Consider the following 13,151-nt stretch of genomic DNA (forward strand, 5'->3'; position numbering starts at 1 on the left):
ACGGCGGCGGCAGGCGGTCTGCGGTCGTGCGGCCGTACCGTCGTCGGACCGCGGCTTCAAGGGTCCTGACCGCGTCCCATCAGTATGGAGACGGGCAGCGATACCATCCCAGTAACGATCCTCTCGGGCAGCCTCGGCGCCGGCAAGACGACGCTTTTGAACCACTTGCTGGCCGAGGCCGACAGACGCATCGCCGTGCTCGTCAACGACATGGGTGCCGTCAACGTCGACGCGGAACGCATCGCGGAGGGCTCGGAACTGGACGTCGACGACGGCGTCGCCGAGCTTTCGAACGGCTGTATCTGCTGTGAGTTGCAGGACGACCTGGAGACGGCGGTCGTCAGACTCGCGAGGGATCGATCCTTCGATCACCTCGTCGTGGAGGCCTCCGGCATCTCCGAACCCGCACCCATCGCCCGGCTGTTCACGACCGAATCGCGCGTCGCGGCCCGCTACGACGTCGAGTGTCTCGTCTGCGTGCTCGATACGCCGTACTTTCTGGAGACATTCTCCGGCGGCGACGTCGAACGCCGCGGCGAGGCCGGCGACAGACCGCTTTCGGATCTCCTCATCGAGCAGGTCGAGACCGCGAACGTCGTCTTGCTCAACAAGGCCGACCGCTGTAGCGAGGCCGAACTCGGCCGCGCGGCGGAACTCGTTTCCGGGCTCCAGCCCGACGCCGAGACGGTTCCCACGACGTTCTCGGCAGTCGACTCGTCCCGGGTGCTCGAGACCGGGGCTTTCGATCGCGACCGGATGCGCTCGCTACCAACCTGGAGGCGTCTGCTGGAGGGTGAAGACGACGACACACACGGGCACGGCCACGCTCACCCGGACGAGGTCTACGGCGTCAGTTCCTTTCTCTACCGGCGACAGCGGCCGTTTCACCCGAAGGGAGTCGCCGCGGCCCTCCGGGCGTTGCCGCCGTCGATCGTCCGGGCGAAAGGAACGGTCTGGGTTGCGGGTAGCGATCTGCGGCTCTCGGTGAGCGTCGCCGGGCCGTCGGTTCGTGCGACCGCGCAGGGACCGTGGATCGACTCGCTCCCCGACGTCGAACGGGACATGTACCGCTCGAACCGTCCGGAACTCCCGTGGCACGACGACCACGGCGATCGGCGCGTCGAGGTGGTGTTCATCGGCACCGACTACGCGCGAGAGGAGATCGAGACGGCCCTCGACGACGCTTTGGTCGCCCCCGACGCCGACGTCGACGGCACGGAGGGGCCGTTTCCCGACGAGGTGGGTGCCGAGACGGTGCTTCGGGAGTGAACGTCGTGTGTCGGAGGTGAGCCTCGTGCGTCGGGAGTGAACGTCGTGTGTCCGGAGCGGGTATCGGCCGACGACGTCGGACGGGCTGCAGCCGTCCGTATCAGCAGGCACAACTCCGCCCCGAGGATCGCTCGAAGCGCATCTCCTCGCCACAGTCCGGGCAGGTAACCGCCTCGTCCGAGTCGGAATCGACCTCGACGTCCCGGAGGCGGACGTCGCAGTCGTCACACCAGTACGCTCCCGCGGAGCCGTCGTCCGGACGATTTTTCGGTGACGGCGATGAGAGTACGTCCTTGACGCTCTCGATGAGTCCCATACACAGCGGTTCGTGGCCGCCCGGACAACGGCTTCGTGAGTGTGTGTGGACGGTACACACCAGCGTGACTGTCCGACGTAGGTATCGCCGGCGGTGTCAGGTGACGAGCGGGAGGGTCACAGCGACGAGGACAACGGCGAACGCGAGCGCGCCGTGAAACAGCTGTTCTGCACGCATCCGCACGGGCGTCTCCCGTCTGGGGTGGGCATCCCACACCTGCCGGTAGAACGCACCGACGGCGACGACGGCGTAGAGCACCGTCGAGACGGCGAGTGACACCGGAAGCGACAGCCCGTAGGCGAGCCCATAGAGCGGTCCGACGGAGAGCAACAACATGAACGCTAGCCCGCCAACGACGGCGAACGGGACCGGGTCGATCGGGGTGCCGTCCCGATTCGAGAGCGGCATACGGGATACGGCGGGCGACAGAGCAATAAAGACTCCGCCGCAGGTGGGACGTATGGACGACGGCGATGCCGAGGGGTTCGGCGAGGGAGTCTCGGGAACGCGCGGGGACCCCCGCATCTTGTTCCTGTTGAACGTGGTGTTGTCCGCATCCTTCGGCGCGACGATCGTCTGGGGGCTGTCGGTGCTCGGTGCGGCCGAGCTATCGCTTATAAATGTCGCAACCGCGACGGTCGTTCTCTTCGCGCTGACGTACCTCGTATCGAAGAGCTGACCCGGAGCGGACGGACGGGAGCGCGTGGCACGCTATCGCTCGTAGGTGAGCTTCCGGACAGCGGCGTCGAGGCGGTGCCCGAGTCCGGCGAGCCAGGCGGCCGGCGAGACGCGACGGAACTCCGCTTCGTCGACTTCGATCCGTTTTTCGCCGAATGGATTTCGCTCCTCGCTGTCGACAGCGGCGTCGACGACCGTCGTCATCGAACACCGTCCACAGGCTTCGGTCTTCTCGTCTCCCATACCGCCGGATACGGCGGCCACCTAATTAAATCCCCTCACGGTCCTGTATCGCCCCCACACGCCCGTCGAACAGCGGCGACGGCTATTTGCGGGCCGCCGCCCTATCGCGGCGTATGACAGACCGAACCGTCGATCCGGCGACGATCGGGTACCGACCTATCGAGCCGACGGCTATCGGGCGGTCGCCAGGTCGCCCGGATACCCGCCAGCCGGGGGCGGACGAGGCCGGAAACGAACGCCGACGTCGAGTCCGCGGGACGGCATCCGTCCGCCGCGGACGGACCCGATGAGCGACGCCGGCGAGAACGGCACCGCCGAGGGTACCGCGACCGATGGATCGCCCGACGAGGCGTACGATCCCGAGCGCTCGGCCGCCGAGGCCGCAGCGGAACTCCCCGAGGAGATCACGGAGGCCGTTCCCGACTGGGACGACGAGTACCTGAATCGGGTCAGCGACCGCCTGATGTACAACTACGACCTCGAACGCGACCGGCGGATCAACGGCGAACGGTGGGCGATGTACGGCGAGATGCGCGTTCTCAATCAAAAGCAGTTCTTCCATCCGGCATTGAATTACGCCGGCCACGAGGCCGAGGAGTATCTGTTCGTCCGTCAGGAGCCGCGGCCGACCGTCTCGGAACTGCGCCGGCTGGTCGGGGTCGGCCACGAGGTCGCCGACGAGCGGATCGTCGCCGACGAGGAACACTTCGGGACGGACGTCACGTTCGTCCTCGTCTCCGAGGAGCTCTCGGACGAGGTCGCCGCGCTCGTCTCCGGGTTCCGGGAGCGGGAGCTGTTGAAATTCGGCTATTACGGCCACTACGACGTGAACCTCGTCGTCGTCGACCCAGACGGCGAACGGATCGTCGCGAGCGAGGCCGCCGACGTCGCTGCGGCGTTTACCCTCTGGGAGGACGTTACGGAGCCAGATGAGGGGTTGTTGTCCCGGATCGCGAGACGATTTTGGCGGTGAGCGTACGAAAATCGCCCCACGAGCGACGCCGGGGCCTCATACGGATTGGTTCACCGGCGAGAACTGGATCGGGTCGGCGCCCGCCGGGTCCCGGCGACAACGGCCCGTGTCAGTCGTCGCCCGGTTCGGCCGCGGGCGTCTCGGGGCCGCCGCGCGCTTCGGTGATGCTTCGATAGCCGAGCCGGACCAACGCGAGCGCCAGGACGATCAACACGATCGCGAGTGCCGCCTGGACGGCGGAGGAAATCGCCGCGCCGGTCGTTTCGGCCTGTCCCTGGATCAGATTCAAGAAGATGTTCTCATAGAAGGCCAGCCACGACAGCCCGAGGACGGTGATCACCACCATGATCGCCATCGGGACACCGGTGGAGACGAGCTGTTTCGTCTCGTCCCAGTTGGCCAGCCAGACCGTCGCGGTGAGGAGCGCAAGCGCTGCGAGCAGCTGGTTCGCGCCGCCGAAGAGTCCCCACAGGACGACCCACTGCCCGGAAATGACGAGCAGGTACGCCGGGACGATCTGGACGAGGGGGTTGGTGTATCGGCCGCGGGCGATCGACCCGATATCGGCGTTCAGCCCGGTGTCGGTTCGGCCGGGCGTGGTGCCGACGATCTCCTCCATCATGTACCGCCCGAGGCGGACGGCCGTATCGGTCGACGTGAGCAGGAAGCTCACGAGCACGAGCGCCATGAACACCGAGCCGACGGCCTCGGGAACGCCCAGACTCGTCAAGATGGCACCGCCGCCCGAGGCGAAGTTCGGGAGCGCTCGCCCGATACCGCCGCCGCTCGTCAACCCGGCGACTGCGAGCGTCGACAGCGCGACCGCGGCGAGAAGCCCCTCGCCGAGCATGCCGCCGTAGCCGATCAGGCGGGCGTCGGTCTCCTGGTTGAGTTGCTTTGCGGTCGTCCCCGAGGAAACGAGCGAGTGGAACCCGCTTATCGTCCCGCAGGCGATGGTGATGAAAAGCAGCGGGAACAGCGGCAGGAAGACGCCCTCGACGCCCCAAAAGCCCTGAAACGCGCCGATGGAGGAGTCGATGACGAGCGGCTCTGCGGACGTCCCGAGAAGCGTCCCGACGATGATTGCGATCGCCGCACCCCCGACGCCCGTGTACAGGAGGAACGACGAGAGGTAATCGCGCGGCTGGAGCAACACCCACACCGGGAGCGCGCTCGCGATCGCGCCGTAGATCATGACGACCGGGATCCACGCCGCGGTGTTGCCGCCGAGGGCGGCGGCACCGGGGACCCAGCTACCGGTGCCGCTCAACAGCACGATCGTCCCTTCGGGGTGGCTCCCTTCGGCGAGTTCGAAAAGCGCCAGTGGGTACTGAAGTCCGACCCAGACCGCCGCGAAGATCCCGGCGACGAAGACGACCGTTCCGGGGAGGAAGGGTCCGTTGAGCTGATACAGATACGCCCCGAAGACGAGCGCGAGGAGGATATAAATAAACGACGCGGTCACGACCTGCGGGAACGCGTTGAACACGATCCCGACGACCAGGGCGAACACCGCGACGACGAGGATGATCGTCAGGAACGCGAACCAAAGCAGCATGTCCTTGCCGCCCTCCCCGACGTACTCGCCGATGATGTACCCGATCGATTTGCCCTCGTGTCGGAGCGACCCGGACAGCGAGACGAAATCGTGGACCGCGCCCATCAGGGGGTTTCCGATCGCGATCCAAAGCAGCGCGGGAACCCATCCCCAGACGGCACCGGCCGTGATCGGTCCGACGATCGGTGCCCCGCCGGCGATGCTCGAAAAGTGGTGCCCGAGCAGAACCGGCTTTTTCGAGGGGACGTACTCCTGCCCATCCTCGTATTTATGTGCCGGGGTCTCCCGACTCTCGTCGAGGTCGACGAACTGTGCGAGGTATCGCGAGTACCCGACGTACCCGACGGTGAACGTCACCAATACCGCAGCCACGATCCAGATCACCTGTGTCATGCGTGAATCTACCCAAAGACATGTGTATTATAGGTTTAAAGCTATGTGAATTGCTATGATTAATACCGGGGGCGTTCGTCCTCGCGGGCGAGGGACGGCTGGAAGACGGGAACCGAACGCGAAATCGCCGGGGCGGATCCCATCCGTCACGGAGCGCGGAAGCCTCGCCCCGAAACGGCTGAAGGTTTATATACCGGTACGGGGCCAGACCCCCCGTGCAAGCGTTTACCGACCTCGCAACCGCGGCGTACTGCCCGCGGAAACTCTATTACAAGCGGACGCACGACGACTACGACTCGCCCGAATCCGTCGGGGCGATCAGAAACCTCGCGTTCCGCTATGCGGATCTCCTCGATCCGGGGACGGACCTCGCCGACGAACCGATCGCCACCACGTCGACTGCGTACCGCTCGGCGCTCGGCTCAACGGCCGAACGCCTCGGCCGCTGGGGGGAACTCGTCGATCCGCCGGAGGCGCGGACGTTCCTGTGCGGCAAGGACGTCCACGGCATCGCTCACAAACTGCTTTCGAATCCCGCGACCCCGGTCATCGTCTCCCCTGGCGAACCGCCCGAGCAGGGCGTTTGGGAGCCCCACAGCGTGTGGGCGACCGCCGCGGCGAAGGCGCTGTCGTGGGAGCGCGAGACGTCCGTCGACCGGGCCTACGTCGAATACCCGGCCCACGGCGTCGTCCGGAGACTCCGGATGACGACGCGACGGAAGGCGGGCTATCGGAAGGCGCTCCGGACCGCTAGAGCGATCGACGGGCCGCCGCCGCGACTGCGAAACGACGCCCGATGTGGAGGCTGTGCGTACCGCGAGGAGTGCGGGACGCGGACCCGGTCGCTCCGGTCGCGTCTATCGCTTTGAGACGGACTGTCGTACCGATGTACCGGACACCGCCTGCACCACCGCTCCCGGACTACGACCGTCCGTCCGAGTCGGCAGCCAGCCACGCCTCGATCCCCCCCGCGAGGGCTCCCCGCCGGACGATCCGACCCGCCGAGACGTCGACAACGGTGCTTTCGGTTCCGGGAGTCTCGCCGCCGTCGACGACCGTCGCCCGGTCGCGGATCTCGGGATCGACCTCGGCGACATGGCGGGCGCTGGCCTCCCCGGAGCGGTTCGCGCTGGTCGCGGTGATCGGCCCGGTTCGGCGGGCAAGCGAGCGCGCGATGTCGTGATCCGGGACCCGGATCCCGACGCGCTCCCGGCCGGCAACGAGCCCGTCGGGAACCCGGTCGGTCCGATCGAGTAACACTGTCACCGGGCCGGGGAGAAACCGCTCACAGAAGCGCCGCTCCCGGTCGGTCATCCGGGTGTAGTCGGCGGCGGCGGCCACCTCCGGTAGCGCCATTGAGAGGGGCTTCTCGAAGGGCCGGCCTTTCGCCTCGAAGACCCGTTCGATCGCCTCCGAGTCCAGCGCGTCGGCCCCGAGTCCGTAGACCGTTTCGGTCGGATAGACGACGAGATCGCCACGGCGGAGCGCCGCCACGGCGTCGGTGAGGTCCGGATCGCTCACAGCTCCTCGATCGCGGCTTCGATCTCGTCGTACGGCGGGAACTCGGGCCACTCGGTGGCCACCCACCCCGTCTCGATCGTCCGACTCTCGCCGATGACGAAGACGGCCGGCCGTGGCTCTTCGATCCCGGCCATTCCGTCGAGGTCATGGCTGATGCCGTATCGATCTCCGACGTCGTTGCCGGGGTCGGAGAACAGCCGAAACGCCTCCAGGCCCCACTCCTCCAGGAACCGGGAGTGCTCGTACGGCGAGGAGATCGAGAGTCCGACCACTTCGGCGTCGTACTCGTCCCAGCCCCGATCGCGGATCTCCTGCCAGATGTACGTCGTCGGGAAGTCGCCGTCCATCGGATGAAAGACGAGGACGACCGGGGCCTCCGCGGTGAGTTCCGACAGCGACGTGTCCTCCCAGTACTCGTCGTTGACGAGCGGGCGCGTGAAGTCGGGCGCTTGTTCGCCGATCTCGGGGTGATCGGCACGGCCGAGGTCGACCACATCGAACGTCAGGTTCATTCGGAATCACCGCCCGCCGGGGCGCTCGCGGAGGCGGGCTTCGGTTCCGACCCGTCGCCGTAGGTGGTTTCGAGATAGCGGACGATGTTCGCGCTCTCGCTCATCGTCACGCCGGTTCGGTCGTCGACGATCGCGGGGACCGTCCGCGCACCGGTAAGCCGCCTGACGGCATCGCGTCGCGAGTGACGTGCTTCGACGAACCGCGAACGGTACGGGAGGTCGAGGCCGTTCAGCGTGCGGACGACGCGCTCACAGAACGGACACGCCTGGAGCCGATACAGCGTGATCTCCTCGGGATCGGAGTCGGTCTCGGTCATGGGTAACCGTTCGGTCGGAACTCGTCTAAGTGTGTCGCTGCTCGGTGGGGTCTGCGACCGATCGTATTCGACCCCGATGAGGACCGATCGTATTCGACCCCCATGAGAAGTCTTAATCACGCGCCGGATCAAACCCGTACGTCTATATGGGCACTCCCGCATGGAACGTCGCCGCTGTCGTGGCGCAGGTCGGTCCTGACGCCGGTGAACTCCCTTTCAGCGACGCAACGATCGCGGTTCTCGGCAGCACCGTCATCCTGTTGTTGTTGGGGCTTTCGGCCTTCTTTTCGTCCTCGGAGATCGCGATGTTCTCGTTGCCACCACACCGGATCGACTCGATGATCGCCGACAACCTGCCGAACGCGGAGTTACTCAAGCGCCTCACCGACGATCCCCACAGGCTTCTCGTCACCATCCTCGTGGGCAACAACATCGTCAACATCGCGATGTCGTCGATCGCGACGGGACTGCTCTCGTATTATTTCTCGCAGTCGGTCGCCGTCCTCGCCGCGACGTTCGGCATCACCGCGCTGGTGTTGCTCTTCGGCGAGAGCGCGCCGAAATCCTACGCCGTCGAGAACACCGAATCGTGGGCGCTTCGCGTCTCGAAGCCGCTGAAGCTCTCGGAGTACCTCCTGCTCCCGCTCATCGTCACGTTCGACTATCTGACCCGACAGGTCAACCGGATCACCGGCGGGCGTGCGGAGATCGAGTCCACCTACGTTACCCGCGAGGAGATCCGCGATATCATCGAGACGGGGGAACGGGCGGGCGTTTTGGAGGAGGACGAACGCGAGATGCTCCAGCGGATCTTCCGGTTTACGAACACCATCGCCAAGGAGGTGATGACCCCACGACTCGATATGGACGCCGTCTCGAAGGACGCCACCGTCGACGAGGCGATCCAACAGTGCGTTCAGTCGGGACACACCCGGCTGCCGGTATACGACGGGAGCCTCGACAACGTCCTCGGCGTCGTCCACATCTCGGATCTGGTCCGGGATTTCACCTACGGCGAACGCGATGACCTCGATCTCGAGGACCTGATCGAGGAGACGTTACACGTCCCCGAATCGAAGAACGTCGACGAGCTGCTCGCGGAAATGCGCGAACAGCGGATGCACATGGTCGTCGTCATCGACGAGTTCGGGACCACGGAGGGGCTCGTCACGATGGAGGACGTGACCGAGGAGATCGTCGGGGAGATCCTTCAGGCCGGCGAGGAGGAGCCGATCGAGTTCGTCGGTGACGGCGAGGCGATCGTCAAAGGCGAACTCAACATCGACGAGGTGAACGAGGCGCTCGATATCGACCTCCCGGAGGGGGAGGAGTTCGAGACGATCGCGGGGTTCATTTTCAACCGGGCGGGACGGCTCGTCGAGGAAGGCGAACGAATCGAGTACGACGGGATCGAGATCCGCGTCGAGCGCGTCGAAAACACCCGGATACTGAAAGCGCGGGTGATCCGAACGGAAGGGTACGACAGCGAGGAGCCGACAGAGGACTCGGAGGACGAAGCCGAAGACGAGGCGGTCCAGTAGACGGGGACGGAACAAAAACAGAACGGATGCGGAGATCGGAGGTGGTCGGACGGGGACGGGGACGGGACCGGGACGGGGACGGGGACGGGGACGGGGACGGGACCGGGACGGGACCGGGACGGGACGGGGACGGGGACGGGACCGGGACGGGGACGGGACGGGGACGGGAACAGGACCGAGACGGAACCGGGACCGAAACGGGACCGGGACGGGGACCGAGACGGAACCGAGACGTGAGGGCGAAATCGCCTACAGGACGCCGCCCAATCCGGTGTAGAGCCCGAAGCTGAGGACGCCGGCCCCGAGCAGCGATCCGATCCACGCGAGGACGGTGTAGCCCATCTTGGAGCCGCTGACGCCGCCGGTGCCGGCGGCAGCCCCGGCACCGATGACCGCCGAGACGATGATCTCGTTGAACGAGATCGGCACACCGAGCAGGATCGCGGTCTGGGCGATGGCGAAAGAGGGGATGAGCGCCGCAATCGAGCGCCGTGGGCCGAGCGAGGAGTAATCCTGTGCGATCGCCTTGATCATCCGCGGGGCCGCCGTCCAGGACCCGGCCAACAGCCCGAGACCGCCGCCGAACAGCAACGCGACGAGCGGCACTGAGACGTCGGCGGTATCGAAAAGCGGCAACAGGGGTCCGAGCGCGAGGCCGACCTGGCTGCCGCCGGCCGAGAATGCGACCAGCCCGCCGAGCACCAACAGGAAATGTCGCTGGCCGGTCGCTACGTCGCTGCGCATGTCCAGCGCCATGACCCCGGCGACGACGGCCGCGAGAAGTAGGGTGATCGCGAGCCGCCCCGGCGTGCCGGATGCAACCGTTCCAGCGACGCTTTCGGCGACGTCGGGGGGGCCGAGCAACACGAACTCGACGTTCGCGAGAATCGCACCGACGAGCCCGGCAAGCACCGGGGTCGCGACGGCTTCGGGAACGGACTCGCGACGGAGGAGTTTCGCCGTACCGTAGGCGACGCCGCCCCCGACGAACGGGGTCAGCGTCCAGACCGCCAGTATCTCGTAGTACTTCTCCCACGCCGGCGCACCGCCCATCGCCAGCCCCGCACCGACGACGGCCCCGGTGACCGTGAAGGCGGTCGCGATGGGGTAGCCGGTGAACACGCCGAAGGCGACGAGTCCCGCCGCGATCGAGAGCGCAACGATCGCGGCGACCGGCGACAACGTCGTCCCGACGACGAGATCGCGGCCGACGGCTTCGGTAACGTTTGCGCCCTGTAGGGTCGCGCCGAGCAATCCCAGGATGCCGACGAAGAAGCCGGCCCGCATGACCGAGATCGCGTTCGCGCCGACCGCGGGGGCAAACGGCGTCGATCCGGACGACCCCGCTCCGATCGCCCAGGCCATGAATAGACTCGCTCCACCGGCAGCCAAAAACGTCGCGGCCGTCGCTGCGTCCATTGACGCCCGGTATTTTTGCCGGGTATATAAATACCCGTCGGACGCGGATCGCCCGTTCGGCCGGCGGCGACGAAAGGAGTATAGTCCGTCCGCTCTCAACGACGCCCGTGTCGAATACGGACGCCGACGTGGACGTCGGCGAAAGCGCGTACGCGACGATCGCCGGGCGGGCCACGGTACAGTTCCGGATACAGGGCTCGGAGTTCATCGGCCATGCGTCCCCTGTCGAGACCGTCGAGGACGCCGACGGGTTCATCGGGGACGTCCGCGCGGAGTACTCGGACGCGACGCACAACGTCCCGGCCTATCGTGTCCGGGCCGATCCGTTCAGGGAGTACACCTCGGACGACGGGGAGCCGTCGGGCAGCGCTGGCAAGCCGATGCTGTCCGTGCTTCGGGGTAGGGACCTCGAGAACGTCTGCGTCGTCGTCACGCGGTATTTCGGCGGGACGGAACTCGGCATCGGCGGCCTCGTCCGGGCATATTCGGCGGCGACGAAAGACGCCCTAGACGCCGCCGAGACGGTCCAGCGCCGGCCCCAAAGACGGTTCCAAGCGGTGGTTGATTACGACGACTCGGGGACGGTTCGGGGGATCCTCGAGAGCGAGGCCGTCGACTTCGAGGCCGAGTACGGCGAACGCGTCACCTTCGACGTGTCCGTGCCGGTCGCGGAAGCCGACGACCTCCTCGATCGGCTCCGGAGTGCTACGAGCGACCGGATCGAACGCCGGCCGCGTTGAGCGTCCGAACGGCTACCCGTCAGCCGTTCGTCTGACGTTTCGACAGGAGGTCGACCGCAGTACGGAACTGGGGTCCAGCCGAAAGGGAGGGGTTGAGAACCGGTCACGTACCGAATGCCCGGTCGCCGGCGTCGCCGACGCCCGGAACGATATAGCCGTCCTCGTCGAGGCGTTCGTCGACGCTGACCGTCAGGACGTCGGCGCTCGGGAACGCCTCTTCGACCCGGACGAGCCCCGGAGGGGCGCTGACCGCCGACAGGACGACGAGTCGCTCGGGGATACCGGCCTCGAGCACCTCGTCGAGGACGGCGACGATCGTACTCCCCGTCGCGAGCATCGGATCCGCGACGATGACGGTGTCCTCGTCCCCGATCTCGGGGAGCTTGACGTAGTCGACCGTGATCGGGAACTCCCCGTCCTCGTTCATTCCCGCTTCCTCGTCCCGACCCGCCGATATGACCCCCTGTCGCGCGCGGGGGAACGCCTCGACGAGCCCCTCGACGAACGGGGTCGCCGCCCGAAGGACGTTGACGATGACGACGTTTTCGAGCCCCTTGACGACCTCACCGGTCGTCTCCGCCAGCGGCGTCGTGATCGAGACGTACTCCGTGTCCATCATCCCGTCGATGATCTCGAACCCACAGAGCCGGCCGAGCTCGATGAGCCCGTTTCGAAACGATACCTGGTCGGTGTCGCTCGATCGAATCTCCGAGAGCGTGTGTTTCGCGAGCGCGTGTGTGATGACGTGGGCGTCACCACGGTCCTCGATTGGCATACCGGTACAGCGTCCGCCGCGGGCTTAAACCCCAGGCGTTCGGTGGGGGTACAACAGCCCGCGGGCGGGCGAACCGATCCCCGGAGATACCGATATGAAGCCGGCCTCGCAGACCCGATGGTATAAAGTCGTTCGACACGTACGTGGGCGTGAATGGAGGTCGAGGAGAGCGTCTCCGGGTTCAAGCTTCGGGGAAGCTGGGGCGAGATAGTCGAACACGGCGAACGGATCACCCGCGCGTTGAAGGATCTTCGAGACGAGGAACAGTCGGTCGACAACGGGGCCCTCGAAGAGTGGGACGAGTGGCGACCGAAGGCGGAGGAACGTCTCGGTGAGGACGTCAGCGAAAAGACCGCCCAGCAGGCCAGCGTCGGCGAAGGGGAGGGCGAAAAGGCCGGCAGAGCCCCCGAGGAGGACCTCAAGACGGCGGGCGAAAAGCTAAGCGAGTCGTACGGCCAACTCGAAGAACCCGGCGAAGCGGTCAACGAGTGGCGAAAGTCGATAAACTACGTCGCGCGTGCCGCCGACTCCGCGACTCGGAAGGCCCTCCGAAAGGTCGAGGGCGGCGTCTACAAGAACGTGATGACGCAGATGTCCCCCTACTACTTCGACAACGGACTCGTGAGTGCAAACCTGAGTCGCGCCGACGCCGAGAGCGGGGAGTACGTCTTCGAGATCAATATCAACGACGACGATCTGAAGATCCGGGTCTCGAACAAACTCGCGGACTACGAGACCTCGGTCGACAGGTGGCACGTCGATACGCCGAAGGAGACGGATATCGCGGAGGCGGTCGAGGGCCATCCGCCGACGGAGACGGAGACGACGGACGGCGAGTCCGACCCGAAAAAGACGTGAGATAACGCGGCGTGGTTCCGGGAACCGCCGCCGCCGAG

General features: G+C 66.3%; 16 protein-coding genes. 7 read left to right on the forward strand and 9 right to left on the reverse strand.

Annotated elements, in window-relative coordinates; genetic code table 11:
- Positions 1-84: 84 nt before the first annotated feature.
- Complete coding sequence (locus HZR14_RS01450; RefSeq protein ID WP_181691095.1) at positions 85-1,269, forward strand: CobW family GTP-binding protein; 1,185 nt, start codon at positions 85-87, stop codon at positions 1,267-1,269.
- A gap of 100 nt (positions 1,270-1,369) precedes the next feature.
- On the opposite strand, the gene HZR14_RS01455 is transcribed toward HZR14_RS01450, so the two are convergent.
- Together HZR14_RS01455 and HZR14_RS01460 are read right to left on the reverse strand one after the other, a co-directional pair.
- On the reverse strand, positions 1,370-1,585 hold the full coding sequence (locus HZR14_RS01455; protein ID WP_181691096.1) for a cupin domain-containing protein: 216 nt from the start codon (positions 1,583-1,585) through the stop codon (positions 1,370-1,372).
- A gap of 96 nt (positions 1,586-1,681) precedes the next feature.
- On the reverse strand, positions 1,682-1,993 hold the full coding sequence (locus HZR14_RS01460; RefSeq protein ID WP_181691097.1) for a hypothetical protein: 312 nt from the start codon (positions 1,991-1,993) through the stop codon (positions 1,682-1,684).
- A gap of 52 nt (positions 1,994-2,045) precedes the next feature.
- Here HZR14_RS01460 and HZR14_RS01465 point away from each other — a divergent pair, with 52 nt between their 5' ends.
- Positions 2,046-2,264 (forward strand): DUF8107 family protein, encoded by a 219-nt coding sequence (locus HZR14_RS01465; protein ID WP_181691098.1) that lies wholly within the window; start codon positions 2,046-2,048, stop codon positions 2,262-2,264.
- Positions 2,265-2,296: 32 nt separating this feature from the next.
- On the opposite strand, the gene HZR14_RS01470 is transcribed toward HZR14_RS01465, so the two are convergent.
- On the reverse strand, positions 2,297-2,506 hold the full coding sequence (locus HZR14_RS01470; protein ID WP_181691099.1) for a DUF8007 family protein: 210 nt from the start codon (positions 2,504-2,506) through the stop codon (positions 2,297-2,299).
- A 286-nt stretch (positions 2,507-2,792) separates the two neighbouring features.
- Here HZR14_RS01470 and HZR14_RS01475 point away from each other — a divergent pair, with 286 nt between their 5' ends.
- A complete protein-coding gene (locus tag HZR14_RS01475) occupies positions 2,793-3,479 on the forward strand; it encodes a DUF8052 family protein (protein WP_181691100.1) in 687 nt (228 codons plus the stop codon).
- A 109-nt stretch (positions 3,480-3,588) separates the two neighbouring features.
- Here HZR14_RS01475 and HZR14_RS01480 read toward each other — a convergent pair whose 3' ends face one another.
- The gene (locus HZR14_RS01480; RefSeq protein WP_181691101.1) at positions 3,589-5,430 is read right to left on the reverse strand and encodes a carbon starvation CstA family protein; all 1,842 of its coding nucleotides are present in this window, start codon (positions 5,428-5,430) and stop codon (positions 3,589-3,591) included.
- Positions 5,431-5,645: 215 nt separating this feature from the next.
- Here HZR14_RS01480 and HZR14_RS01485 point away from each other — a divergent pair, with 215 nt between their 5' ends.
- On the forward strand, positions 5,646-6,299 hold the full coding sequence (locus HZR14_RS01485; RefSeq protein WP_181691102.1) for a CRISPR-associated protein Cas4: 654 nt from the start codon (positions 5,646-5,648) through the stop codon (positions 6,297-6,299).
- A gap of 52 nt (positions 6,300-6,351) precedes the next feature.
- On the opposite strand, the gene HZR14_RS01490 is transcribed toward HZR14_RS01485, so the two are convergent.
- From HZR14_RS01490 to HZR14_RS01500, 3 genes are read right to left on the reverse strand one after another with little or no spacing between them, the layout of a single operon-like run.
- On the reverse strand, positions 6,352-6,951 hold the full coding sequence (locus tag HZR14_RS01490; RefSeq protein ID WP_181691103.1) for an L-threonylcarbamoyladenylate synthase: 600 nt from the start codon (positions 6,949-6,951) through the stop codon (positions 6,352-6,354).
- The gene (locus HZR14_RS01495; protein ID WP_181691104.1) at positions 6,948-7,463 is read right to left on the reverse strand and encodes a redoxin domain-containing protein; all 516 of its coding nucleotides are present in this window, start codon (positions 7,461-7,463) and stop codon (positions 6,948-6,950) included. Before HZR14_RS01495 ends, HZR14_RS01490 begins: the two co-directional genes overlap by 4 nt.
- Positions 7,460-7,780: a glutaredoxin family protein gene (locus HZR14_RS01500; RefSeq protein WP_181691105.1), complete on the reverse strand. Its 321-nt coding sequence runs from the start codon at positions 7,778-7,780 to the stop codon at positions 7,460-7,462. The genes HZR14_RS01495 and HZR14_RS01500 overlap by 4 nt, the downstream gene beginning before the upstream one ends.
- 146 nt (positions 7,781-7,926) lie before the next feature.
- Between HZR14_RS01500 and HZR14_RS01505 the strand changes: the two genes are divergently transcribed.
- Positions 7,927-9,321: a hemolysin family protein gene (locus HZR14_RS01505; RefSeq protein ID WP_181691106.1), complete on the forward strand. Its 1,395-nt coding sequence runs from the start codon at positions 7,927-7,929 to the stop codon at positions 9,319-9,321.
- 249 nt (positions 9,322-9,570) lie between these two features.
- On the opposite strand, the gene HZR14_RS01510 is transcribed toward HZR14_RS01505, so the two are convergent.
- Positions 9,571-10,740 carry an inorganic phosphate transporter gene (locus tag HZR14_RS01510; protein ID WP_181691107.1) on the reverse strand — a complete coding sequence of 390 codons (1,170 nt, stop codon included), beginning with the start codon at positions 10,738-10,740 and terminating at the stop codon, positions 9,571-9,573.
- Between the two features lie 107 nt (positions 10,741-10,847).
- Between HZR14_RS01510 and HZR14_RS01515 the strand changes: the two genes are divergently transcribed.
- Positions 10,848-11,480 (forward strand): IMPACT family protein, encoded by a 633-nt coding sequence (locus HZR14_RS01515; protein ID WP_181691108.1) that lies wholly within the window; start codon positions 10,848-10,850, stop codon positions 11,478-11,480.
- A 103-nt stretch (positions 11,481-11,583) separates the two neighbouring features.
- Here HZR14_RS01515 and upp read toward each other — a convergent pair whose 3' ends face one another.
- Complete coding sequence (upp, locus tag HZR14_RS01520; protein ID WP_181691109.1) at positions 11,584-12,255, reverse strand: uracil phosphoribosyltransferase; 672 nt, start codon at positions 12,253-12,255, stop codon at positions 11,584-11,586.
- A gap of 153 nt (positions 12,256-12,408) precedes the next feature.
- Between upp and HZR14_RS01525 the strand changes: the two genes are divergently transcribed.
- Positions 12,409-13,113, forward strand: a complete 705-nt coding sequence (locus tag HZR14_RS01525) for a DUF5828 family protein (RefSeq protein ID WP_181691110.1) — start codon at positions 12,409-12,411, stop codon at positions 13,111-13,113.
- Positions 13,114-13,151 lie beyond the last annotated feature (38 nt).

Origin of the sequence: Natronomonas salinimetallica (genome assembly GCF_013839515.1) — an archaeon.
Taxonomy (GTDB): Archaea; Halobacteriota; Halobacteria; order Halobacteriales; family Haloarculaceae; genus Natronomonas.

What these genes read in the sequence shown, in the direction of transcription:
- HZR14_RS01450 (WP_181691095.1), top strand. Translation starts at nt 85, where the DNA reads ATGGAGACGGGCAGCGATACCATCCCAGTAACGATCCTCTCGGGCAGC.
- HZR14_RS01455 (WP_181691096.1), bottom strand. Translation starts at nt 1,585, where the DNA reads ATGGGACTCATCGAGAGCGTCAAGGACGTACTCTCATCGCCGTCACCG.
- HZR14_RS01460 (WP_181691097.1), bottom strand. Translation starts at nt 1,993, where the DNA reads ATGCCGCTCTCGAATCGGGACGGCACCCCGATCGACCCGGTCCCGTTC.
- HZR14_RS01465 (WP_181691098.1), top strand. Translation starts at nt 2,046, where the DNA reads ATGGACGACGGCGATGCCGAGGGGTTCGGCGAGGGAGTCTCGGGAACG.
- HZR14_RS01470 (WP_181691099.1), bottom strand. Translation starts at nt 2,506, where the DNA reads ATGGGAGACGAGAAGACCGAAGCCTGTGGACGGTGTTCGATGACGACG.
- HZR14_RS01475 (WP_181691100.1), top strand. Translation starts at nt 2,793, where the DNA reads ATGAGCGACGCCGGCGAGAACGGCACCGCCGAGGGTACCGCGACCGAT.
- HZR14_RS01480 (WP_181691101.1), bottom strand. Translation starts at nt 5,430, where the DNA reads ATGACACAGGTGATCTGGATCGTGGCTGCGGTATTGGTGACGTTCACC.
- HZR14_RS01495 (WP_181691104.1), bottom strand. Translation starts at nt 7,463, where the DNA reads ATGAACCTGACGTTCGATGTGGTCGACCTCGGCCGTGCCGATCACCCC.
- HZR14_RS01500 (WP_181691105.1), bottom strand. Translation starts at nt 7,780, where the DNA reads ATGACCGAGACCGACTCCGATCCCGAGGAGATCACGCTGTATCGGCTC.
- HZR14_RS01505 (WP_181691106.1), top strand. Translation starts at nt 7,927, where the DNA reads ATGGGCACTCCCGCATGGAACGTCGCCGCTGTCGTGGCGCAGGTCGGT.
- HZR14_RS01510 (WP_181691107.1), bottom strand. Translation starts at nt 10,740, where the DNA reads ATGGACGCAGCGACGGCCGCGACGTTTTTGGCTGCCGGTGGAGCGAGT.
- upp (WP_181691109.1), bottom strand. Translation starts at nt 12,255, where the DNA reads ATGCCAATCGAGGACCGTGGTGACGCCCACGTCATCACACACGCGCTC.
- HZR14_RS01525 (WP_181691110.1), top strand. Translation starts at nt 12,409, where the DNA reads ATGGAGGTCGAGGAGAGCGTCTCCGGGTTCAAGCTTCGGGGAAGCTGG.